The following is a 23,380-nucleotide window of genomic DNA, read 5'->3' as shown; positions in this document are numbered from 1 at the left end:
AGTGGCGCGTCCTGGAGGATTCGAACCTCCGACCGCCTGGTTCGTAGCCAGGTACTCTATCCAGCTGAGCTAAGGACGCGCAGATCTTCTTGCTAGGAAGTTGTGAAGTAAATCACATTCATTTCTTGCGAAACAAAAAAAAGGCCATCGGGCCAGTCAATGAATGGCGGTGAAGGAGGGATTCGAACCCTCGATACGGGATAAACCGTATACTCCCTTAGCAGGGGAGCGCCTTCAGCCTCTCGGCCACCTCACCGTTTTCATTGTTATATCTCAAAAGAGATATGGCGCGTCCTGGAGGATTCGAACCTCCGACCGCCTGGTTCGTAGCCAGGTACTCTATCCAGCTGAGCTAAGGACGCACTTTTTGTTGATAAATCAACGTTGCAAGAATGGCGGTGAAGGAGGGATTCGAACCCTCGATACGGGATAAACCGTATACTCCCTTAGCAGGGGAGCGCCTTCAGCCTCTCGGCCACCTCACCGTCTTGCGGAGGCACATATTACGTTTTACCGAAAATATGTCAAACACTTTCTTTGAAAAAAAACGCAAAAAACGCTTAACCGATGCGGATTTAATCAAAGTGACTATAAAACAAACCTTATCACTCTATTATGATGAAAAAAAGAGAATCTTCTCTTAAAAAATGACATTTATCAGAAACTAAAAAGGCTAGCCGATCGGCTAGCCTTTTTCATTCAAACTAAGCTCTGTAAACAGGAGCGACTTAGTAGTTACCTGAAGCAACGTTGCCATTGCCTTTTTCAGCCTGAATGCGCATGTAGATTTCTTCACGGTGAACTGAAACCTCTTTCGGAGCGTTAACACCGATACGTACTTGGTTACCTTTAACACCTAGTACAGTTACAGTCACTTCATCACCAATCATAAGTGTTTCGCCTACGCGGCGAGTCAAAATTAGCATTCTTTGCTCCTTGAGTAATCTCTAAATTTTCTTGCTACAAAGCTATTATCCAACAAAAGTTATATTTTCGTAAACTACCTTGTCACGGAAAATCAGCCTAAAAAGGCATGTTTTTGCTGAATGTTCAATGCTTCACTAGACGTAATGTAAGCATCATGAAGAATGTTTGCTGCTGTATCCACACTCTCAGGTGGCAATACCAGCATCATAGTGAGTGCATTCGTTGCGCAGAAGTTGATCGCAATATCTTGCTGAGCCAACAAACCGCATGCATGTTCCACCATTCCATTGGCTTCAAGCCCTACTGCGGTTAACAGACTTACTGCTTCACTATTACGGATTTTATCGCTGAACACCAGATCGAACTTGGCACATGCTTCTTGTTTTATCATGATACCTGTTCGTTCTGTTTCCTCGATCACATTCCAAATGTCTATGCCTAACATCTGACATTGTTTTGTAGCACTAGATAAATGTTCTTTATCGACTTCAATAATGGCAAGGTCACGTTGAATGGCTATACCAGAGACGGCTTGATGGCCTGATTCCCCCTTAACCAAACTGCCTTCATTAACTTCAAAGGTCGAAAGCACGCGCAGCGGTACATTATTCTTCCATGCGAACTGCACAGAAGGTAAATGTAGAACTTTTGCTCCTCGACTTGCCATTGCTTCCATTGAAGGAAAGTCAATGACCGCCATTTTCTGAGCATTTTTCACTACACGTGGGTCACAAGTATAAATACCATCAACGTCGGTAAAGATTTGACACTCGTCAGCGCGCAATGCGCCTGCAAGCGTCACGGCGCTCGTATCAGAGCCGCCTCGACCTAATGTGGTGATATCCCCATTTTCATTCACACCTTGAAAACCTGCGACAATGACGATTTGATCTTGTTCAAGTAAATCCGTAATCGTTGAGGTATCAATATGTTTAATCGTCGCGTCATTGTGTTGATTATCCGTCACAATATTCGCTTGTGCTCCGGTAAGTGAGCGAGCTACATAGCCCAGTTTATTGAGTGTCATCGCCAATAACGCCATTGACACTTGCTCACCAGCAGAGAGCAAAACATCAAGTTCTCGAGCCGTAGGAACACTATCTACTTGTTTCGCTAGGTCCATTAGTCGGTTTGTTTCGCCTGACATTGCAGACACAACTACGACAACTTGATTACCATCATTTTTCGCCTTAATGATGTGTTCAGCGACCTGGTGGATTCTTTCAATTGAACCCACGGAGGTTCCACCAAACTTTTGCACGATAAGGGGCTTTTTCACCAGTCTTCACCTTCCCAAGACCAAAGTCTCATTCGGACCACTTATATTCCACTAGTTGAAATTATATAAGCGGTAGTTACAACAAAAACCAAGCAGCTTAAATGACCTGGTTATTTTTCGGTCAATTAAACCACTTGGTTACCGTAAAAAAATTACGCCCAATCAAAGAAACTTGATTGAGCGTAAATTCGTTATGTAATGCTTATAAGCGCTCTTCTAGCCAAGGCTGAACAGTTTTGATCGCTTCTGGTAATGCTGACACATCAGTACCACCAGCTTGCGCCATGTCAGGGCGACCACCGCCCTTACCACCAACCTGCTCTGCAACCATTTTAACGAGGTCGCCCGCCTTAACTTTGCCTACGAGATCTTTCGTCACACCAGCAATCAAGCCAACTTTGTCATCTGTTACGTTTGCTAGAAGCACAACACCTGAGCCCATTTGGTTCTTGATGTCGTCAACCATTGTACGTAGGTTTTTGCTATCCGCACCTTCTAGTGCAGCAACCAGTACTTTCGTGCCGTTTACTTCCACTGCTTTACCCATGATGTTTGCGCTTTCAGCAGCAGCCATCTTGTCTTTAAGCTTCTGAAGTTCTTTTTCTAGCATTTTCGCTTTTTGTGCAGATTCTGCTAGTTTCTCTTCGTATTTTGCTGCTTGAGCTTCGATCGCATCTAGAGCAGCTTCACCTGTTACTGCTTCAATACGACGGATGCCCGCCGCGATGCCGCTCTCAGAGGTGATCTTGAATAAGCCGATATCGCCAGTGTTAGAAGCGTGGATACCACCACAAAGCTCTGTAGAGAAATCGCCCATAGACAGTACGCGTACTTCATCATCGTACTTCTCGCCAAATAGTGCCATTGCGCCTTTCTTCTTCGCAGACTCAATGTCCATCACGTTGGTTTCAATAACGTGGTTGCGACGAATTTGCGCGTTCACTAGACGTTCAACTTCTTTTAGCTCTGCCGCCGTTACCGCTTCTAGATGAGAGAAGTCAAAACGTAGGTTTTCTGCTTTAACCAAAGAGCCTTTTTGCGTCACGTGCTCACCAAGAACTTGACGAAGTGCGGCGTGTAGCAAGTGCGTTGCTGAGTGGTTTAGAGAGATAGCTGCGCGACGTTCTGCGTCAACGATAGTAGCGACTTCATCGCCTTTCGCTAGAACGCCTTCCGCCATAACACCGTGGTGTGCGATTGCGTTGCCTAACTTTTGAGTATCTTCTACTCGGAATACACCTGCTTCAGTGCGGATTTCACCCGCATCACCACATTGACCGCCTGACTCAGCGTAGAATGGGGTTTCACCAAGCACAATGATCGCTTTGTCGCCAGCAGATAGAGAATCCACTTCGTTGCCTTCAACGAACATTGCAGCTACTGAGCTAGAGCCTTTTGTTCCAACGTAGCCACAGAATTCAGTTTGTGTGTCAACTTTAATTGCTGCGTTGTAGTCTGTACCGAACTGACCCGCTTCACGCGCACGCTGACGCTGCTCTTCCATTGCTTTCTCGAAACCTTCTTCGTCAATCGCGAACTCACGTTCACGCGCAACGTCGTTAGTCAAGTCAGCTGGGAAGCCGTAAGTATCGTAAAGTTTGAATACGGTTTCACCGTCGAGCACTTTACCATCTAAGTTATCTAGCGCTTCGTTTAGAATCGCCATACCGCGTTCAAGCGTACGACCGAAGTTTTCTTCTTCGATACGCAGTACTTTTTCTACGACAGCTTGCTGACGTTTCAGTTCTTCACCTGCAGTGCCCATGATGTCAGCTAGTACACCAACCAATTTGTGGAAGAATGCACCTTGTGCACCTAGCTTGTTACCGTGACGAACAGCACGACGAATGATACGACGTAGAACATAGCCACGACCTTCGTTTGAAGGCATAACACCATCAACAATCAGGAATGAACATGAACGAATGTGGTCAGCGATAACGCGTAGCGATTGGTTTGATAGGTCTTCGTAACCGATCACTTCTGCGGCTGATTTGATAAGAGCTTGGAATACGTCGATTTCGTAGTTTGAGTGAACGCCTTGCATGATTGCAGAGATACGTTCGATACCCATACCTGTATCTACCGACGGTTTTGGTAGCGGTTCCATCGTGCCATCAGCATGACGGTTGAACTGCATGAATACATTGTTCCAGATCTCGATGAAACGGTCACCATCTTCTTCAGGCGTGCCAGGACGGCCACCCCAGATGTGCTCACCGTGATCGTAGAAAATTTCAGTACATGGACCACAAGGACCAGTGTCACCCATTTGCCAGAAGTTGTCTGACTCGTATGGCTTACCACCTTTCTTGTCGCCAATGCGGATGATGCGATCTGCAGGAACACCTACTTTCTTGTTCCAGATATCGAATGCTTCGTCATCAGTTTCGTAAACGGTCACCAATAGACGGTCTGCAGGCAGCTTAAGAACGTCTGTTAGAAATTCCCAAGCGAATGAAATCGCGTCTTCTTTGAAGTAATCGCCAAAGCTGAAGTTACCTAGCATTTCAAAGAAAGTATGGTGACGAGCTGTAAAGCCCACGTTTTCCAGGTCGTTGTGTTTACCGCCAGCACGTACACAACGTTGAGCCGTAGTCGCTCGAGTATAGGCTCGTTTTTCCAAGCCTAAGAAACAATCCTTAAATTGGTTCATACCTGCGTTTGTGAACAGCAGGGTTGGGTCGTTATGTGGAACTAACGATGAACTTTCTACGATTTGGTGTCCTTTGCTTTCAAAGAACTTGAGGAACGCGTTACGAACCTCGTCAGTGCTCATGTACATGCAGCTCTTCCTGAAAATAGTCGAGTTAGAATTTTGCCGTATTGTAGATCATGCAATCAGCTGAGACTAGTTTTCTTGCGGAAAAGAGGGGGTAGAAGAAAAAATTTGAAGCAAAACAAAAATCAGCGTGAATAATTCACGCCTAATCTTCGTCTTCAAAGCTTAACGCATAGCTAATTTGGTCAAAACTGTAGCCGCGATATTGTAAGAAACGAACCTGTTTAGCGTACTCTTTCTGGTCTTTGGCCTTTATTCCTTTAAATTTCTTCTCTGCTGCCAACTTTGCCAATTCAAACCAATCTTGGGGCTCTTCTGCCATTGCTTGTTCAATGACAGATTCTGCAACGCGCTTCTGGTTAAGCTCTTGGCGAATACGACGCTCACCATGACCTTTGTAAACGTGTTGACGCACTTGGCTTTTGGCGTAACGCAAGTCATCCAAATAATTGTGTTCTAAACAAAAGTTAATCGCAGCTTCAATATCAGCCTCTTCATAGCCTTTCATCGCAAGCTTTTGATGGAGCTCATATAAGCCATGATCTCGACGACTAAGTAACTGAATCGCGGCTTCTTTGCTAGATAGCGTCGGTGCTTGTCGCTTTTGGTACATAGTGATCCTAAAGGTAATTTAGCTGTACAGGCTTTTCGTTTGCCTTAAATTTCTTCGATTTTGATTTCGACAAATACAACAAAGCCCTGCAACGCAGGGCTTTATTTTTAGTTTATCAGAAGATTAAAACTCTTCTTCTTGCTCAGGCTTCTCACCGGCAGCAGGTGCTTCTGGTTGAGCTGGAGAAAGTAGCATTTCACGCAGTTTGGTATCGATTGTCTTCGCGATTTCTGGATGCTCACGCAGGTAGTTACAAGCGTTTGCTTTACCTTGACCAATCTTATCGCCATTGTAGCTGTACCAAGCACCGGCTTTTTCTACTAGCTTGTGCTTCACGCCTAAGTCAATCAACTCACCTTCACGGTTAAAGCCTTGGCCATACATGATTTGCGTGTTTGCTTCTTTAAATGGTGCTGCAATCTTGTTCTTAACCACTTTGATACGCGTTTCGTTACCTACAACTTCATCGCCTTCTTTGATTGCGCCAGTACGACGGATATCTAAACGAACAGAAGCGTAAAACTTAAGCGCGTTACCGCCAGTAGTCGTTTCAGGGTTACCGAACATCACACCAATCTTCATACGGATTTGGTTGATGAAGATACACATACAGTTAGACTGTTTCAGGTTACCTGTAAGCTTACGCATTGCTTGAGAAAGCATACGAGCTTGAAGACCCATGTGGCTGTCGCCCATTTCGCCTTCGATCTCAGCTTTAGGTGTTAGAGCAGCAACAGAGTCAACAACCATTACGTCGATTGCGCCAGAGCGAGCTAATGCATCACAAATCTCTAGAGCTTGCTCACCAGTGTCTGGTTGAGAAACCAATAGTGCATCGATATCAACGCCAAGTTTCTTTGCATATACAGGATCTAGAGCGTGCTCTGCATCGATAAACGCACAAGTTTTGCCTTCACGTTGTGCAGCAGCGATAAGCTCGAGAGTTAGCGTTGTTTTACCTGAAGATTCTGGACCGTAGATTTCTACGATACGACCCATTGGTAGACCACCAGCACCCAAAGCGATATCAAGAGAAAGCGAACCCGTTGAAATGGTTTCTACATCCATTGCGCGGTTATCACCAAGGCGCATGATAGAGCCTTTACCGAATTGCTTTTCAATTTGACCTAGCGCAGCGGCGAGCGCTTTCTGTTTGTTCTCGTCCATTACTTTCTCCGATTTATTCATCTTCTTTGGGCGACGAATAGTAATTCATTTTTCTTAAGCAGAAGTTCTGCTCAGCAATGAAAGTCATTATACTGTTGATTCATACAGTGTCTATACCTGTATGAAAAAAATTTGGCTCACAATATCGTGCAGTTTTCTCTAGCCCTTGTTTTCTCTGGGCTTACGCAGATCCAAAAAACTAGATTAAGTGTTGGTACAATTGACTCAATGCATGAATCACCGCTTGTTCGCGAACTTCTGCTCGATTTCCAGAAAAATGCATGGTTTCTACTAACTGCCACCCCTGATTATCTGCAAAGGCAAAACACACCGTTCCAACCGGTTTTTCCTCACTGCCACCACCAGGGCCAGCGATGCCACTGATAGACACCCCAATTGTTGCATTGGAATGTTTTAATGCTCCCTGCACCATTTCAACTACAACTGGCTCACTCACTGCGCCATACGCTTCGAGTGTTTGAAACTGCACTCCAAGCATCTCCATTTTGGCCTCATTACTGTACGTAACAAAAGCGCGGTCAAGCCAACCGGAGCTACCTGCAATATCAGTAATTGCGGCTGCAACGCCACCGCCAGTACAGGACTCTGCTGTAGTCAGCACATGCCCATGTCGCGCAAGTAACACACCTAAATCAGCACTTAATTTTGTTGTTTTTTCCATAGCCAAAATGCCCTTTGTCTCTTTTTACTTGATAGGGATTCACGTATCCTAAGCCGCTACGGAAATAAACAAAAGAACTTACCTGTGAAAGCTGAACAAAAACACACTCCGATGATGCAGCAATATCTCAAGCTAAAAGCTGAGAACCCAGAAATTTTGCTGTTCTACCGCATGGGCGATTTCTACGAACTCTTCTATGATGACGCGAAACGAGCGTCTCAACTGCTTGATATTTCATTAACCAAGCGCGGTTCATCGGCCGGAGAACCTATTCCTATGGCGGGAGTGCCATTCCATGCCGTGGAAGGGTATCTCGCGAAACTAGTTCAGCTTGGTGAGTCAGTCGCAATCTGTGAACAAATTGGGGATCCTGCAACGAGCAAGGGTCCTGTTGAGCGTAAAGTAGTACGCATTGTCACGCCAGGCACCGTAACCGATGAGGCACTGCTTTCTGAACGTCTCGATAACTTAATCGCTGCGATTTACCATCACAACGGCAAGTTTGGTTATGCGACGTTAGACGTTACTTCTGGCCGTTTTCAATTAACGGAGCCAGAAACCGAAGAAGCCATGATGGCAGAACTACAACGCACCGCACCGCGTGAGTTGTTGTTCCCTGAAGATTTCGAGCCAGTCCACTTGATGTCAAACCGTAACGGGAACCGTCGTCGCCCTGTATGGGAATTTGAACTAGATACTGCCAAACAACAGTTGAACCAGCAGTTTGGCACCCGTGATCTTGTCGGTTTTGGTGTTGAGCACGCCTCTCTTGGCTTGTGCGCCGCAGGTTGTTTGATCCAATACGTAAAAGACACACAACGCACTGCTCTACCACATATCCGCTCACTAACATTTGATCGCCAAGATCACTCTGTAATTTTAGATGCAGCTACGCGTCGCAATCTAGAAATCACCCAAAATTTAGCTGGCGGCACGGACAATACACTCGCCGCAGTTCTCGACCATTGCTCAACCCCGATGGGCAGCCGCATGTTAAAGCGTTGGCTGCATCAACCGATGCGTTGTATTGATACGCTAAACAACCGTCTGGATGCGATTGGTGAAATTAAAGATCAAGGCTTATTTACCGATCTTCAGCCAACTTTAAAACAGATTGGCGATATTGAACGTATCTTAGCGCGTCTTGCTCTACGTTCTGCTCGTCCACGAGACATGGCTCGCCTACGCCATGCCATGCAGCAACTTCCTGAACTAGAATCACTCACTGCATCCTTAACTCATCCATACCTAGTGAAGTTGGCTCAATATGCTGCGCCAATAGATGAAGTATGTGAGCTTCTTGAACGTGCTATCAAAGAAAACCCGCCGGTAGTGATCCGCGATGGTGGTGTGATTGCAGAAGGCTATAACGAAGAATTGGATGAGTGGCGCAAGCTCGCTGATGGTGCAACCGAGTATCTAGAAAAGCTCGAAGCGGATGAACGCGAGCGTCATGGCATCGATACGCTGAAAGTTGGCTACAACGCCGTACATGGGTTCTTCATTCAGGTAAGCCGTGGCCAAAGCCATTTGGTACCGCCACATTACGTGCGTCGCCAAACTCTGAAAAATGCCGAGCGCTACATTATTCCTGAGCTTAAAGAGCATGAAGACAAAGTTCTGAACTCAAAATCAAAAGCACTCGCACTAGAGAAAAAACTGTGGGAAGAGCTGTTCGATTTGCTGATGCCTCATCTTGAACAAATGCAAAACCTAGCTTCTGCCGTTTCACAGATGGACGTGTTACAAAACCTAGCAGAACGCGCAGACTCATTGGATTATTGCCGCCCTACTCTAGTTAAAGACGCAGGTATTCACATTCAAGCAGGTCGCCACCCGGTAGTAGAGCAAGTCACCTCGGACCCGTTCATTGCTAACCCAATAGAATTAAGCCCAAGCCGTAAAATGCTCATCATCACGGGTCCAAACATGGGGGGTAAATCAACCTACATGCGCCAAACTGCGCTAATTGCGTTGATGGCTCACATCGGCTCTTATGTACCTGCAGAGTCAGCACAAATTGGCTCATTGGATCGCATCTTTACTCGTATCGGTGCTTCAGATGACTTGGCATCAGGTCGTTCAACCTTCATGGTAGAGATGACAGAAACGGCCAACATTCTCCACAACGCAACCAAGAACAGCTTGGTGTTAATGGATGAGATCGGTCGCGGTACCAGTACTTACGATGGTCTTTCATTGGCATGGGCAAGTGCCGAATGGCTTGCAACACAAATTGGCGCGATGACACTTTTCGCTACGCACTATTTTGAACTAACCGAATTACCGAACTTGCTACCAAACTTAGCAAATGTTCACCTAGATGCGGTAGAACATGGCGACAGCATTGCTTTCATGCACGCTGTTCAAGAAGGCGCCGCAAGCAAATCATACGGCTTGGCGGTTGCGGGCTTAGCTGGCGTACCTAAAACGGTCATCAAAAATGCTCGTACTAAACTGTCTCAACTAGAGCAACTCGGTCAAGCTAGCGACTCGCCTCGTCCAAGCACTGTGGATGTAGCAAATCAGCTCAGCTTAATCCCTGAACCTAGCGAAATTGAACAAGCGTTATCAAACATCGATCCAGACGACTTAACACCTCGTCAAGCCCTTGAAGAGCTGTATCGTTTGAAGAAAATGCTTTAACGAGAATATCTAATCTCCCCTAAAACAGAAAAAGGGCTATGGTTATCCATAGCCCTTTGTGTTTCGAGAAAGCTTAGTATTAATCGTCTTCAACGTTAAACAAGTTTTCCATATTTAGGCCTTGTTTAATTAGGATTTCACGAAGTCGACGTAAACCCTCCACTTGAATTTGACGTACACGCTCACGGGTAAGACCAATCTCTCGTCCCACTTCTTCAAGCGTAGACGGCTCATAACCAAGCAAACCAAAACGGCGTGCAAGCACTTCTTTTTGTTTTGGATTCAACTCTTCCAACCAATGGATCAAAGAAGATTTGATGTCATCATCTTGAGTCGACACTTCTGGATCAGAGTTATTTGCGTCAGGAATAATATCCAGAAGCGCTTTTTCACCGTCACCACCAATTGGGGTATCAACGGAGCTAATACGCTCGTTAAGACGCAGCATTTTGCTGACATCTTCTACTGGTATATCTAATTGAGCAGCAATTTCTTCTGCAGTTGGTTCATGATCGAGCTTTTGAGAAAGTTCACGCGCAGTACGCAGATAAATGTTCAGCTCTTTCACGACATGAATAGGCAAGCGAATGGTGCGAGTTTGGTTCATCAACGCACGTTCGATCGTTTGACGGATCCACCATGTTGCGTAAGTTGAGAAACGGAAGCCTCTTTCTGGATCGAATTTTTCAACCGCTCGGATCAAGCCGAGGTTACCTTCTTCAATAAGATCGAGTAGCGCTAGGCCACGGTTGCTGTACCGACGAGAAATTTTTACTACTAAACGCAAGTTACTTTCGATCATGCGCTTACGAGCCGCTTCATCACCACGCAATGCTCTGCGGGCGTAAAGGACTTCTTCTTCAGCAGTAAGTAGAGGTGAGAAGCCAATTTCACCTAGATACAATTGAGTTGCGTCTAGGCTTTTACTGCTCGCGTCAAACTCTTCACGGACAGCTGTTTTGCCTTCGGTAGTAGATGATGATTTTTCGAGTTCGTTATCAATGGTCGTCTCTGACGCATTGTCGTATTCAAACTCTTCAACTTTGGATACTGTGTTGCTGATACTCATAACGCCTCCCCCTGGCGAGTTAGCAAGACATGACAACTCAATATGTCGCTAAATGATTTCGCAAGTTGTTTTTCAAAGTCTTACGGTAAATAGCGTTTTGGATTCACTGATTTACCTTGGTAGCGAATTTCAAAGTGCAGCTTGACGGATTTTGCGCCTGAACTACCCATGGTCGCAATTTTCTGTCCGCTTTTTACACTCTGACCTTCTGTTACCAGCAGTTTGTCGTTATGTGCGTATGCGCTTAAATAATTGTCGTTATGCTTCACTATAATTAGGTTGCCATAACCTCTTAGCGCATTACCCGAATAAACGACCGTGCCGGCTGCGGTTGAAACGATAGGCTGACCACGCTGTCCTGCGATGTCAATGCCTTTATTTCCCTGTTCTCCCGCAGAGAAGTTCTTGATTACTCTCCCTTTTGTCGGCCACAACCACTTCGATACTTTGTCGTTTTGTACCGTCGTTGTTGGCGGCTTCGGTTTAGTAGGTTGGTTATCTTTTGAACCAACATACTCCTTTGCTTTGGTTTGTTCAACTTTCTTTGGCGGCTCTTTTTGTGCGACTTTAGTCGGAGTTGTTGTAGGCTTTTGACTAGAGTTTTTACTTGAAGTCACAGGCTTTGTCGTCGTCGTTGGCTTCACCACTGGAGGCGGTGTCGTTGTAACTACAGGTACTACAACGGGTTCAACTTTTTGGCCATATTTTGGCGCGACATATTTCGGAGCCCAAAGTTTTAGCTTTTGACCTGGATAAATGGTGTAAGGCTGAGAGAGTTCGTTGTAACGTACAAGATCATTTACATCTTTATCTGTGACGTAAGCAATGAAATAAAGTGTGTCACCTTTCTTTACTTCGTAGTAACTCCCTCTATAACTGCCACGCTCAACGCTCGAATAATCCTTCTTTAGGCTGGAAACAGGCGCAGGTGAGTGAGCCGCGCAACCAACGAGTCCCGCAGCTAATACAAAGCTAATACCAATATGACGCAGTAACTTACTCACCTAACCTCAGATCCTTAAGCCAAATCACCCGCGACAAGAGGAACAAAGCGAACCATTTCCACAACGGTAGAAAGGTACTCGTCACCCTTGCGTTCAATTCTAAGTAGTTGCTGCTCAGCATCTCCGACAGGAATCACCATTTTACCGCCATCTTTTAGCTGTGAGAGAAGCGCTTGGGGAATCACTTCTGCAGCAGCGGTAACAATGATGGCGTCAAACGGACCTTTCGTTTCCCATCCTAACCAGCCATCACCATGCTTCGTCGAGACATTGTAGATATCAAGTTGCTTAAGACGACGTTTCGCTTCCCATTGCAAAGATTTGATGCGTTCAACGGAATAAACATGGTCAACGATTTGTGCTAAAACTGCGGTTTGGTACCCAGAACCGGTTCCGATTTCCAAAACGTTACTAGCACGTTGAAGCTCAAGCAGCTCGGTCATGCGAGCGACGATGTAAGGTTGAGAAATAGTTTGTCCCTGACCAATCGGTAGCGCATTGTTATCGTAGGCTTGGTGCATCATCGCTTGAGAAACAAAGCTCTCTCTCGGTAAACAATGCATTGCATCCAAAACGCGTTGATCTTTGATGCCACTGGAGATAAGAAACGCTATCAACCTGTCAGCATGTGGGTTACTCATTACTTCTCTTCCTTCAACCAACTATCCATCGCACGCAGAGACTCATGAGCCGTGAGGTCTACTTGCAGTGGGGTAATAGAAACTCGACCGTGCTCAATCGCATAGAAGTCGGTACCTTCACCCGCATCTTGTTCTTTCCCCGGAGGCCCTAACCAATAGATATCATGCCCACGCGGATCTTTCTGCTTGATCATATTCTCTGCGTGATGACGAGCACCTAAACGGGTCACTTCGATTTCACCAAGACTCTCGAGAGGCAAATCAGGTACGTTTACGTTCAACAAACGGTTGGTTGGGATTGGCGCTGCCAAGTGTTGCTCAACCAACTGTCGAGCAATTTTAGCAGCCGACTCAAAATGACGTTTACCAACCAGTGAAAACGCAATGGCCTGCACGCCAAGAAAGTGCCCTTCCATTGCAGCAGCGACGGTACCAGAGTACAGAACGTCATCTCCCAGATTTGCACCATGATTAATGCCAGATAATACAAGATCTGGCAGGTCATCTTTCATCAGCTCATTTAGAGCAAAATGAACGCAATCTGTCGGTGTCCCTTGAACTGAATAAGTATTAGGGGCAATTTCTGAGACTCGCAGAGGCTGTTCCAAAGTCAATGAGTTTGATGCACCAGAACGATTTCGGTCTGGGGCAACAATGATCACTTCCGCGATGCTTCTCAGCTCATCCGCTAACGCGTGAATTCCTTGAGCATGCACACCGTCGTCATTACTAATTAGAATTCTTAAAGGTTTTGTATTTAGTGAATCCAGTTCCATTAGTATTCTCTTTCTACTTTGACCTCATTCACCAACTCACGAACAATGGATGTGGCAAAAGAGCCTGCATCGAGTGAGAAGGTCAACGTAATATTGTTACCTTCAACGTTCCAATCTAAGTCTTTTGGTTTGAGTGCGATTTCACGACGATCGTGACGCATACGATTACCACGGATCAGAGCCATTAAATCAGGTTCTTCATCAATAAATGGTTGTTCTAATGCAAGTGCATCAGCTTGGGTCGGTAACGCATTATCACCCGCTAAAGCGGCAGTAATCTCAACGTCACTCAATGCAAGCTTGTTTTGCATATCAGCAAGGTTATTCGCATCAACAGCCAACAATCCTTGTGATGTCTGTGCGATGTCACCATCGATGAATTTATCAAACACACCATTTTCTAGACGAGCAGAAACGATGCGGTTGAAGATCCATGAACGCGCGGCAGACAGGTACATGCTGCGTTTGTTTTGGTTACGCGTACGAACGTTTTCTCGTCCCCAACGACGGGCTTCGTCGAGGTTATTTCCATCGTTACCAAAGCGTTGGCTACCAAAGTAGTTTGGCACACCAACTTGTTTAACTTTTTCAAGGCGTTGCTCTACATCCGCCATATCTGTCACTTCAGACAAGGTAACCACAAACTCGTTCCCGATTAAGTCACCAGGACGCAGTTTTTTGTTGTGTCGATCGGTCGCCAGAATTTCAATACTTGGGTATTGCGCCAAAAATGTCGAAAAATCTGGAGTCTCACCTTTAGGCAGATGAACACTTAACCATTGTTCGGTTACTGCATGGCGATCTTTCAGGCCAGCCCAACTAACGTCTTTAGACTTAACACCACAAGCTTTCGCTAGCTCGTTAGCGACGAAACTGGTGTTCTCACCTGTTTTTCGAATGCGCACCATTAAGTGTTCACCTTCTCCCGTGAAGGCAAACCCCAAATCTTCGCGAACCTGAAAGTGTTCTGGTTGCGCTTTAATTTTTGCTGATGCGACTGGCTTGCCTGTGAGGTAAGCCAATGAGGATAAAATATCTGACATGATGTATTTCCACTGCTTACGCAGCTTTAAGGAGCAAATTATTCGATTATTGCTTAAATAGAAGCACGACTGCTTCTGTAGCAATGCCTTCTTTGCGTCCAGTAAAACCAAGACGTTCTGTCGTCGTTGCTTTTACGTTGATGTTGCTAATATCGGTTTCTAGATCTTCGGCAATGGCTGCACACATTGCATCAATGTGAGGCGCCATTTTCGGCGCTTGCGCCATGATGGTAACGTCTGCATTACCAAGGCGGTAGCCTTGTTCTTTTACTCGACGGTAAACGTCTTTCAATAATTCGCGACTGTTTGCACCTTTCCATTTATCGTCGGTATCTGGAAAATGACGACCAATATCACCCGCAGCAATCGCACCTAACAAAGCGTCGGTAAGAGCATGCAGAGCAACGTCGCCGTCTGAGTGCGCAATCAGGCCTTGTTCGTAAGGAATTGCAACACCACCAATAATCACAGGGCCTTCACCGCCAAATTTGTGTACGTCGAAACCATGACCAATTCGAATCATTTTTTATCCTTTATCTTCTAACCGCGCTCGCGGCTAAGATAAAACTCGGCTAAGGCGAGATCTTCTGGCTGAGTAATTTTAATGTTATTCGCACTACCTTGAACTAAAGCTGGCGTTTCTCCCAACCACTCTAAAGCCGATGCTTCATCAGTGATCGCAACACCTTGCTGCAATGCGTCTGCCAGTGCTCTTGTTAGCTGCCGAGTTTTAAACATTTGTGGAGTCAGTGCATGCCACAATGCTTCTCTGTCTACGGTATGATCGATGTTGTTTTCTTTGTTCGCTCGTTTCATTGTATCTCTCACGGGCGAGGCAAGAATGCCACCAGTAGGATGAGCACAACAAACATCAATCAGACGATCAATATCGTTTAATGTTACGCAAGGTCTCGCGGCATCATGGACCAGAACCCATTCACACGGAAGCTGCGCACTTACATAGTTTAGCCCTGAAAGCACTGAATCGGCTCTTTCTTTACCACCAGCGACACGTATTACGTCTGGGTGCAGGGCAATCGATAGTTCAGGGTAGTATGGGTCACCTTCTGTAACCGCAACCACAACTTTCGCGATTTGAGGGTGAGCAAGCAGTTTCTCTACAGTATGTTCCAATACCGTTTTTCCATCGATTAACAAATACTGTTTAGGTCGATCTGCTTTCATTCGGCTACCAACACCAGCCGCAGGTACAATAGCGATATGAGATGAAACGTTCTCTGACATCTTACGGGTTTTCCTCACCAACTATGCGGTAGAAGGTCTCGCCTTCTTTCACCAAGCCAAGTTCATGACGTGCTCTTTCTTCAATCGCATCAAGTCCTTGCTTTAAGTCATCTATCTCAGCAAACATTTCATTATTGCGAGCTTGTAGCTTGCTGTTCACCTGCTGTTGAACTTCAATTTCATCTTTTACTGTGTAGTAGTCAGACACCCCGTTTTTACCAAACCATAGAGTGTATTGAAGCCAACCAAACAGTAACGTAAGGGCTATAACAAAGATTCGCATATCGCTGCTAACATTCTGTACCGGAAGGAATTAGATAAGGTGACATATATAGCATAAATGCCGAGTTGCCTCTAGGGGATAAAGGGAGACTCACACGCTCCTTACAGGAAATAAGCACGAAAATAAAAAATGCCTAAGTTCGATGGCACTCTTTAATCGAGAAAGTAAAGAACCGTTTACGTGCTAGAAAGAGGAAGATTCGGTTTCAATTACCTGAGAAATCAGGACGGTTAGCTAACTAAGAGCTTGCTAGATACAGATGAGTTGGTTGCTTCTAGGTATTACCGCAGTACAGTCAGAACGGCTCATCACTCTAAAATACCGGCCTTTAAACACAAAAACGCCCCACCGAAGTGGGGCGTTTTTAGAAAGCTTTCAAGCTAAACTTTATTCAATAGACGCCCCACCGAAGTGGGGCGTTTTTAGAAAGCTTTCAAGCTAAACTTTATTCAATAAGAATTAAGCTTGGCCTTTAACTTCTTTAAGACCGTTGAAAGGAGCGCGCTCACCTAGAGCTTCCTCAATACGGATTAGTTGGTTGCTTTCTTTTAGGTATAGCAGCAACACGGTCAAAACAGCTCATCGCTCTTAACCATCTGCTTTTAAACATACGCCTATAAACAAAAACCCCCGCCTTAGCGAGGGTTTCAAAAAGCTATTTAGCTAAACTAATTCAATAAGAATTAAGCTTGGCCTTTAACTTCTTTAAGACCGTTGAAAGGAGCGCGCGCTCACCTAGAGCTTCCTCGATACGGATTAGTTGGTTGTACTTAGCAACACGGTCAGAACGGCTCATAGAACCAGTTTTGATTTGACCTGCAGCTGTACCTACCGCTAGGTCAGCGATAGTTGCATCTTCAGTTTCGCCAGAACGGTGAGAGATTACTGCTGTGTAACCTGCGTCTTTAGCCATCTTGATCGCAGCTAGAGTCTCAGTTAGAGAACCGATTTGGTTGAACTTGATTAGGATTGAGTTAGCGATGCCTTTCTCGATACCTTCAGCTAGGATCTTAGTGTTTGTAACGAATAGATCGTCACCAACTAGTTGGATCTTGTCGCCTAGAAGTTGAGTTTGGTGTGCGAAACCATCCCAGTCAGACTCGTCTAGACCGTCTTCGATAGATACGATTGGGAATTGCTCAACTAGACCAGCTAGGTAGTGGTTGAACTCTTCAGAAGTGAAAGTTTTGCCTTCACCTTTCATGTTGTAGATGCCAGCTTCTTTGTCGAAGAACTCAGATGCAGCACAGTCCATAGCTAGAGTAACGTCTTTGCCTAGCTCGTAACCAGCAGCAGCAACAGCTTCTGCGATAACTTCTAGAGCTTCAGCGTTAGATTTAAGGTTAGGAGCGAAACCACCTTCGTCACCAACAGCTGTGTTGTAGCCTTTAGACTTAAGAACTTTAGCTAGGTTGTGGAATACTTCCGCCCCCATGCGTACAGCTTCTTTAAGAGTTGCAGCGCCAACTGGTTGAATCATGAATTCTTGGATGTCAACGTTGTTGTCTGCGTGCTCACCACCGTTGATGATGTTCATCATTGGTAGAGGCATAGAGAACTGACCAGCAGTATCGTTTAGCTCAGCGATGTGCTCGTATAGAGGCATGCCTTTAGCTGCTGCTGCAGCTTTAGCGTTTGCTAGAGAAACTGCTAGGATAGCGTTCGCACCGAATTTAGATTTGTTTTCAGTGCCGTCTAGTTCGATCATTACTGCGTCGATTGCAGCTTGGTCTTTAGCGTCTTTGCCAACTAGAGCTTCAGCGATTGGGCCGTTTACAGCTTCAATTGCTTTAAGAACACCTTTACCTAGGAAACGTGCTTTGTCACCGTCACGTAGCTCAAGAGCTTCGCGAGAACCAGTAGATGCGCCAGATGGAGCTGCCGCCATACCTACGAAACCGCCTTCTAGGTGTACTTCAGCTTCTACAGTTGGGTTACCACGTGAGTCGATGATTTCACGACCTAGAACTTTAACGATCTTAGACATTAATGTTTCCTCTCGTTTCAAATATAAATGTCAATTTTAAAGGGCAGCAGCACAACCTTCGCCGCCGCCCGTATCCTTTTACTTCTCGAATTCGCCGCGTGAGTATTGACCCGCAGCCTTAACGAAACCTGCAAACAATGGGTGACCATCGCGAGGAGTCGATGTGAATTCAGGGTGGAACTGAGCCGCTACAAACCATGGGTGAGCTGGGTTCTCAATCATTTCCACTAGCTTCTTGTCCGCAGATAGGCCTGACACTTTAAGACCTGCTTTTTCAATTTGTGGACGAAGAACGTTGTTCACTTCGTAACGGTGACGGTGACGTTCATGGATCGTCGCGCTACCGTACAGTTCACGAGCTTTTGTACCTTTTTCTAGGTGACATAGCTGAGAACCTAGACGCATCGTACCGCCAAGATCAGATGATTCAGTACGCTCTTCCACGTTACCTGTTTCATCAACCCATTCTGTGATCAAACCTACCACAGGGTACTTCGTGTCTTTGTTAAATTCTGTTGAATGTGCACCTTCCATACCCGCAACGTTACGCGCGTATTCAATAAGGGCAACTTGCATACCTAGACAGATACCTAGGTAAGGCACTTTGTTTTCACGTGCGTATTGAGCCGCACGGATCTTGCCTTCAACACCACGATCACCGAAACCACCTGGAACTAGGATAGCGTCTAGACCTTCTAGAAGCTCAACGCCTTTAGTTTCGATGTCTTGAGAGTCTACGTACTTAATGGTTACGTTTAGGCGGTTTTTCAAGCCTGCGTGCTTAAGTGCTTCGTTCACAGATTTGTACGCATCTGGTAGTTCGATGTATTTACCGACCATACCGATAGTTACTTCACCTGTTGGATTCGCTTCTTCGTAGATAACCTGTTCCCATTCAGAAAGGTCAGCTTCTGGCGCATCAATACCGAAACGAGTACACACTAGGTCATCAAGACCTTGAGACTTAACAAGTTGAGGGATCTTGTAGATTGAATCTACGTCCTTCATTGAGATTACCGCTTTCTCAGGAACGTTACAGAAAAGTGCAATCTTCTTACGCTCGTTCGCTGGGATCATGCGATCGCTGCGGCAAACTAGGATGTCTGGTTGGATACCGATAGACAGTAGCTCTTTAACAGAGTGCTGAGTCGGTTTAGTTTTCACTTCGCCAGCTGCTGCTAGGTAAGGAACAAGAGTTAGATGCATGAACATTGCGCGTTCACGGCCAAGTTCTACTGCTAGCTGACGGATTGCTTCCATAAATGGTAGCGATTCGATATCACCTACCGTACCACCAACTTCAACGATAGCAATATCGTGGCCTTCAGAACCTGCGATTACGCGGTCTTTGATAGCGTTAGTGATATGAGGGATAACTTGAATTGTTGCGCCTAGGTAGTCACCACGACGTTCTTTACGAAGTACGTCGGCATAAACACGACCTGCAGTGAAGTTGTTACGCTTGGTCATCTTGGTACGGATGAAACGCTCGTAGTGACCAAGGTCAAGGTCAGTCTCTGCGCCATCTTCCGTAACAAACACTTCACCGTGCTGAGTTGGGCTCATTGTGCCTGGATCAACGTTGATGTAAGGGTCAAGCTTCATCATAGTCACTTTAAGACCACGAGCTTCTAGAATAGCTGCAAGAGATGCTGCTGCAATACCTTTACCTAGAGAGGATACAACCCCGCCAGTAACAAAAATGTAATTTGTCGTCATGTTTAACCTGAAATTGGTTGAATGAGGGAAATGGAGTGCTTCTGGACGGGAGATAAATATACCAGAAGCTCCTTACCGCCACAACGTGAAATCTATCACACCGTAATTTTTTATTTTTTGCTTCAAATCAAAGTGGGTAGAGACAAAGCAAAGTGCTTATTTATGTTCTGAGTCAGACTTGTCCCATAAATCGCGCTGTGACTATTTTGTCTGCAACTTCACTCTTCTTTTTTCACTTCATTCCAAAAATTGTCGAGTTCTGACAACGTACACTCGGTGAGTGTTCTTCCTGATTGCGCGACCTTACCTTCAACTTGCTTAAAACGCTTGGCAAACTTAATGTTCGCTTTGCTTAATGCCACTTCTGGGTCTTTGCCAAGATGACGTGCTAAGTTGACCGTGGCAAACAACAAGTCCCCTAACTCAAGTTCGACTTTCTCTTCATCTGGATCGATTTGAAGCGCTTCTTCCATCACCTCATCCACTTCTTCTTGAACCTTACTGACTACTGGCCCAAGCGAATCCCAATCGAATCCGTATTTCGCACATTTTTTCTGAATCTTTGTAGCACGAGAAAGCGCCGGCAAAGAGTTTGGTATTGAGTCTAGGATACTTTCTTCAGCTTTGCCTACTTGCGCTTTTTCTTTTGCTTTTTCCGTTTCCCAGTTGGCATTAATTTCCTCGTCAGACTCAAACTCAACATCCGAAAAAACATGCGGATGGCGACGAGTCAGTTTTTCGTTCACGGTTTCGACCACGTCCGAAAATTCGAACAGCCCTTGCTCTTTCGCTAATTGACTGTAAAAAATCACCTGGAACAACAAATCACCCAGCTCTTCTTTCAGATTTGACCAATCACGATTCTGAATCGCATCCACCACTTCGTAGGTTTCTTCGATGGTGTGCGGAACGATGGTGTCAAAGGTTTGTTTTAAGTCCCAAGGGCAACCGCTTTCTGGGTCACGTAGCTTCGCCATGATTTGTTCTAATTGTTCAATTGGATGACTCATTTTCGTTCCTTTAAACCTTTCTATCTAAAGAAAAAGGTGAGCAGCTAAAACCACTCACCTTCTACATTATATTTTCTCAGCAGCTTCACTAAGTAATTGTTACTTTGACAAGGCAACAAGTTTTCGCGACTCCTGAGCATAGCTCGCCTATGTGATGAGCCTGGGCCGGCACTCCGGAGTAAACGCAGTAAAAGTGACAAGTACGACGTGAAAGTTAGCCTAAGCGTTTTACCGACATAACATCCTTAATCTGCTCGACACGTTTCGAAACGCGAGAGAGCACCTCAATATTGGTCACCTCAAGATCAAAATCCATGATGGCGAGCTGACGACGGTAATCGACACGGCTCTTCATGCTGGTCACTTTGATTTTCTCGTTGGCAAATAGTGTGGTGATGTCTTTCAATAGACCGCCTCGCTCCATCGCTTCGACACGCACGGTGAGGATGTATGACCCTACAAATCCGCTGCCCCATACGGTATCAATGATACGTTCTGGTGCGTGATGACGCAGTTCTTCGAGCTGTTCACAGTCACTGCGGTGCACTGAGATACCTCGGCCTTGGGTGATGTAACCACAAATGTCATCGCCTGGAATTGGCTGACAACAGCGAGCTAGGTGCGTCATTAGGTTATCAACACCTTCTACTACTACCGCGTCTTTTTTCGGGCGACTTTGCGCTGGTGCTTTGTGCTCGGCTTCTTGAAGTTTTTCTAGCGCTTGCTGATCCTCTTCTTCCGCCGTTGGTTTATTCACCAGTGCATTAATGTGGTTGATGATCTGATTGATACGCAGGTCGCCACTGCCTACACCGACGTAGAGTTCATCCGGCGTATTGACGTTGAAGCGTTTTAGGGCGTAATGCTCTGCATCTTTTAACGTCGCGCCAATCTTCACCAACTCGTGTTCTAGGATTTCACGTCCCGCTTCGAGGTTTTTCTCACGACTCTGTTTACGGAACCAAGCGTTGATCTTCGCACGAGCACGCCCTGAATGAACAAAGCCTAGTGATGGGTTTAACCAGTCTCGCGATGGGTTTGGCTCTTTTGCTGTGATGATTTCGACCTGATCGCCCATGTGGAGTTTATGGGTGAACGGCACGATTCGGCCACCAACTTTGGCGCCAATACAACGGTGCCCGACTTCTGAGTGAATGTGGTAGGCAAAGTCTAGTGGAGTTGCCCCCATTGGTAAGTCGACAACATCGCCACGTGGTGTAAATGCGTAGACGCGGTCATCGAAGACTTGGCTTCGGAGTTCATCCAACATCTCACCAGAATCGGACATTTCTTCTTGCCAATCCAATAGCTTACGCAGCCAGGTAATTTTCTCATCGTAACCACTGCGACTGCTCGCACCTTCTTTGTATTTCCAGTGCGCGGCAACGCCCAGTTCAGATTCTTCGTGCATTTGCTTGGTACGAATTTGAATCTCGATGGTTTTGCCTTCAGGGCCAAGAATCACGGTGTGAATCGATTGGTAACCGTTTGGTTTTGGGTTTGCAACGTAGTCGTCGAACTCACTCGGTAAGTGCTTGTATTTGGTATGAACCACACCTAATGCAGCGTAACAATCTTGCAGTTTGTCGGCGATGATACGTACTGCACGCACATCAAACAATTCATCAAACGCCAAACTCTTCTTCTGCATTTTTCGCCAAATGCTGTAGATGTGTTTAGGACGACCACTGACTTCAGCATTAATGCCACAAGCTTTCATCTCTTGAGATAAGTCTTCGACAAAATCTTTGATATATTGCTCACGGACAATACGACGCTCAGCAAGCTGCTTTGCAATTTGCTTGTAAGTATCCGGTTGTTGATAACGGAAAGCGTAGTCTTCGATTTCCCACTTAAGCTGACCGATACCTAGGCGGTTAGCCAGTGGAGCATAAATGTTGGCACACTCTTTTGCCGCAGCACGTCGAACTTCGTCCGGCGCTTTTTTGACTTCAATAAGGTTGCAAATTCGTTCTGCTAGCTTGATGACAACGCAACGAAAATCATCCACCATGGCAAGCAGCATGCGACGAACGTTGTCTACTTGAGACGACGCAGCGCTGCCTTCCATCGTGACGTTAAGCTGACCGATAGCGGCCATTTCTTCTACGCCATCAATGAGCTTAATGATTTCTTTGCTGTATTTTTCTTCAAGAAGTTCTCTGTTGAAAGCACCACTTGAAACCAATGGAAACAGTTGAGCCGCCACTAATGTTGCTTTGTCCATCGACAAGGTGATCAGAATTTCGATCATCTCTCGTCCACGCCACAACAGGAGTTCGGCTTGTTCGTGACCCGCCAAAATCGTTTGGCAATCTCGATAAACTTCGATTAAGCGTGATGCTGTGCTCTTCTCTTGTCCTAGGCTAGCCACCCAGTTTTCAAGTTCAAACTGTTCATTTTGGTTTAAATGCGCGCTTCTTACCGCAACCATCTCATCATCCTAATTATTATATTTGTGTGGTTTGACTAACACCGTCCAGGTTAGTTCTTGCCTCCACGTTGAG

Annotated in this window: 18 protein-coding genes, 4 tRNA genes and 1 pseudogene; 1 reads left to right on the top strand and 22 read right to left on the bottom strand. The window is 45.7% G+C overall.

The window, feature by feature from the left end; all coding sequences use genetic code 11:
• Positions 1–2: 2 nt before the first annotated feature.
• From OU793_RS19640 to pncC, 10 genes are all read right to left on the bottom strand, one after another.
• A tRNA-Arg gene (locus tag OU793_RS19640) sits at positions 3–79 on the bottom strand.
• Positions 80–164: 85 nt separating this feature from the next.
• Positions 165–256 (bottom strand) — tRNA-Ser (locus tag OU793_RS19635).
• Between the two features lie 29 nt (positions 257–285).
• A tRNA-Arg gene (locus tag OU793_RS19630) sits at positions 286–362 on the bottom strand.
• 31 nt (positions 363–393) lie between these two features.
• Positions 394–485, bottom strand: a tRNA-Ser gene (locus tag OU793_RS19625).
• Positions 486–728: 243 nt separating this feature from the next.
• Positions 729–926, bottom strand: coding sequence for a carbon storage regulator CsrA (gene csrA / locus OU793_RS19620; protein WP_004415691.1), 198 nt, complete (start codon positions 924–926; stop codon positions 729–731).
• Between the two features lie 92 nt (positions 927–1,018).
• Positions 1,019–2,206, bottom strand: coding sequence for an aspartate kinase (locus OU793_RS19615; protein ID WP_005478552.1), 1,188 nt, complete (start codon positions 2,204–2,206; stop codon positions 1,019–1,021).
• A 202-nt stretch (positions 2,207–2,408) separates the two neighbouring features.
• Positions 2,409–4,991, bottom strand: a complete 2,583-nt coding sequence (gene alaS / locus OU793_RS19610) for an alanine--tRNA ligase (protein WP_140104006.1) — start codon at positions 4,989–4,991, stop codon at positions 2,409–2,411.
• Between the two features lie 142 nt (positions 4,992–5,133).
• On the bottom strand, positions 5,134–5,601 hold the full coding sequence (recX, locus tag OU793_RS19605) for a recombination regulator RecX (RefSeq protein WP_005455548.1): 468 nt from the start codon (positions 5,599–5,601) through the stop codon (positions 5,134–5,136).
• 123 nt (positions 5,602–5,724) lie between these two features.
• Positions 5,725–6,768: a recombinase RecA gene (gene recA, locus OU793_RS19600; RefSeq protein WP_005478550.1), complete on the bottom strand. Its 1,044-nt coding sequence runs from the start codon at positions 6,766–6,768 to the stop codon at positions 5,725–5,727.
• Positions 6,769–6,967: 199 nt separating this feature from the next.
• Positions 6,968–7,450, bottom strand: a complete 483-nt coding sequence (gene pncC / locus OU793_RS19595; RefSeq protein WP_140104007.1) for a nicotinamide-nucleotide amidase — start codon at positions 7,448–7,450, stop codon at positions 6,968–6,970.
• Between the two features lie 84 nt (positions 7,451–7,534).
• On the opposite strand from pncC, the gene mutS reads away from it, so the two are divergent.
• Positions 7,535–10,096, top strand: a complete 2,562-nt coding sequence (gene mutS, locus OU793_RS19590) for a DNA mismatch repair protein MutS (protein ID WP_005478546.1) — start codon at positions 7,535–7,537, stop codon at positions 10,094–10,096.
• A 79-nt stretch (positions 10,097–10,175) separates the two neighbouring features.
• Here mutS and rpoS read toward each other — a convergent pair whose 3' ends face one another.
• The 12 genes and pseudogenes from rpoS to relA form a co-directional block, all read right to left on the bottom strand.
• Positions 10,176–11,165, bottom strand: coding sequence for an RNA polymerase sigma factor RpoS (rpoS, locus tag OU793_RS19585; RefSeq protein WP_005478537.1), 990 nt, complete (start codon positions 11,163–11,165; stop codon positions 10,176–10,178).
• Positions 11,166–11,245: 80 nt separating this feature from the next.
• A complete protein-coding gene (locus OU793_RS19580; RefSeq protein ID WP_005455560.1) occupies positions 11,246–12,169 on the bottom strand; it encodes a peptidoglycan DD-metalloendopeptidase family protein in 924 nt (307 codons plus the stop codon).
• A gap of 14 nt (positions 12,170–12,183) precedes the next feature.
• The gene (locus OU793_RS19575; RefSeq protein ID WP_005455562.1) at positions 12,184–12,810 is read right to left on the bottom strand and encodes a protein-L-isoaspartate(D-aspartate) O-methyltransferase; all 627 of its coding nucleotides are present in this window, start codon (positions 12,808–12,810) and stop codon (positions 12,184–12,186) included.
• Positions 12,810–13,586 carry a 5'/3'-nucleotidase SurE gene (surE, locus tag OU793_RS19570; protein WP_005478553.1) on the bottom strand — a complete coding sequence of 259 codons (777 nt, stop codon included), beginning with the start codon at positions 13,584–13,586 and terminating at the stop codon, positions 12,810–12,812. Before surE ends, OU793_RS19575 begins: the two co-directional genes overlap by 1 nt.
• Complete coding sequence (gene truD / locus OU793_RS19565; RefSeq protein WP_140103985.1) at positions 13,586–14,629, bottom strand: tRNA pseudouridine(13) synthase TruD; 1,044 nt, start codon at positions 14,627–14,629, stop codon at positions 13,586–13,588. The genes surE and truD overlap by 1 nt, the downstream gene beginning before the upstream one ends.
• Positions 14,630–14,675: 46 nt before the next feature.
• Entirely contained in the window at positions 14,676–15,152 is a 477-nt protein-coding gene (gene ispF, locus OU793_RS19560) for a 2-C-methyl-D-erythritol 2,4-cyclodiphosphate synthase (RefSeq protein WP_005380896.1), read from the bottom strand.
• A 17-nt stretch (positions 15,153–15,169) separates the two neighbouring features.
• Positions 15,170–15,874, bottom strand: coding sequence for a 2-C-methyl-D-erythritol 4-phosphate cytidylyltransferase (gene ispD, locus OU793_RS19555; protein WP_140103986.1), 705 nt, complete (start codon positions 15,872–15,874; stop codon positions 15,170–15,172).
• A 1-nt stretch (position 15,875) separates the two neighbouring features.
• The gene (gene ftsB, locus OU793_RS19550) at positions 15,876–16,157 is read right to left on the bottom strand and encodes a cell division protein FtsB (protein WP_005455577.1); all 282 of its coding nucleotides are present in this window, start codon (positions 16,155–16,157) and stop codon (positions 15,876–15,878) included.
• A 683-nt stretch (positions 16,158–16,840) separates the two neighbouring features.
• A pseudogene (gene eno / locus OU793_RS19545) lies at positions 16,841–18,144 on the bottom strand (phosphopyruvate hydratase).
• Positions 18,145–18,222: 78 nt separating this feature from the next.
• The gene (locus tag OU793_RS19540) at positions 18,223–19,863 is read right to left on the bottom strand and encodes a CTP synthase (RefSeq protein WP_005455581.1); all 1,641 of its coding nucleotides are present in this window, start codon (positions 19,861–19,863) and stop codon (positions 18,223–18,225) included.
• 218 nt (positions 19,864–20,081) lie between these two features.
• Positions 20,082–20,873 (bottom strand): nucleoside triphosphate pyrophosphohydrolase, encoded by a 792-nt coding sequence (gene mazG / locus OU793_RS19535; RefSeq protein WP_025612817.1) that lies wholly within the window; start codon positions 20,871–20,873, stop codon positions 20,082–20,084.
• A 214-nt stretch (positions 20,874–21,087) separates the two neighbouring features.
• Entirely contained in the window at positions 21,088–23,307 is a 2,220-nt protein-coding gene (gene relA, locus OU793_RS19530) for a GTP diphosphokinase (RefSeq protein WP_005490307.1), read from the bottom strand.
• Positions 23,308–23,380 lie beyond the last annotated feature (73 nt).

The sequence above is a fragment of the Vibrio sp. VP6 genome (assembly GCF_028823755.1).
GTDB classification, from domain to species: Bacteria; Pseudomonadota; Gammaproteobacteria; order Enterobacterales; family Vibrionaceae; genus Vibrio; species Vibrio parahaemolyticus.
The sequence above is the reverse complement of the archived record's forward strand: the minus strand, read 5'-3'. Positions and strand labels throughout refer to the sequence as shown.

Coding starts and splice junctions, on each gene's coding strand:
- csrA (WP_004415691.1), bottom strand. CDS start 926: ATGCTAATTTTGACTCGCCGCGTAGGCGAAACACTTATGATTGGTGAT.
- alaS (WP_140104006.1), bottom strand. CDS start 4,991: ATGTACATGAGCACTGACGAGGTTCGTAACGCGTTCCTCAAGTTCTTT.
- recX (WP_005455548.1), bottom strand. CDS start 5,601: ATGTACCAAAAGCGACAAGCACCGACGCTATCTAGCAAAGAAGCCGCG.
- recA (WP_005478550.1), bottom strand. CDS start 6,768: ATGGACGAGAACAAACAGAAAGCGCTCGCCGCTGCGCTAGGTCAAATT.
- pncC (WP_140104007.1), bottom strand. CDS start 7,450: ATGGAAAAAACAACAAAATTAAGTGCTGATTTAGGTGTGTTACTTGCG.
- rpoS (WP_005478537.1), bottom strand. CDS start 11,165: ATGAGTATCAGCAACACAGTATCCAAAGTTGAAGAGTTTGAATACGAC.
- OU793_RS19575 (WP_005455562.1), bottom strand. CDS start 12,810: ATGAGTAACCCACATGCTGACAGGTTGATAGCGTTTCTTATCTCCAGT.
- surE (WP_005478553.1), bottom strand. CDS start 13,586: ATGGAACTGGATTCACTAAATACAAAACCTTTAAGAATTCTAATTAGT.
- truD (WP_140103985.1), bottom strand. CDS start 14,629: ATGTCAGATATTTTATCCTCATTGGCTTACCTCACAGGCAAGCCAGTC.
- ispF (WP_005380896.1), bottom strand. CDS start 15,152: ATGATTCGAATTGGTCATGGTTTCGACGTACACAAATTTGGCGGTGAA.
- ispD (WP_140103986.1), bottom strand. CDS start 15,874: ATGTCAGAGAACGTTTCATCTCATATCGCTATTGTACCTGCGGCTGGT.
- ftsB (WP_005455577.1), bottom strand. CDS start 16,157: ATGCGAATCTTTGTTATAGCCCTTACGTTACTGTTTGGTTGGCTTCAA.
- OU793_RS19540 (WP_005455581.1), bottom strand. CDS start 19,863: ATGACGACAAATTACATTTTTGTTACTGGCGGGGTTGTATCCTCTCTA.
- mazG (WP_025612817.1), bottom strand. CDS start 20,873: ATGAGTCATCCAATTGAACAATTAGAACAAATCATGGCGAAGCTACGT.
- relA (WP_005490307.1), bottom strand. CDS start 23,307: ATGGTTGCGGTAAGAAGCGCGCATTTAAACCAAAATGAACAGTTTGAA.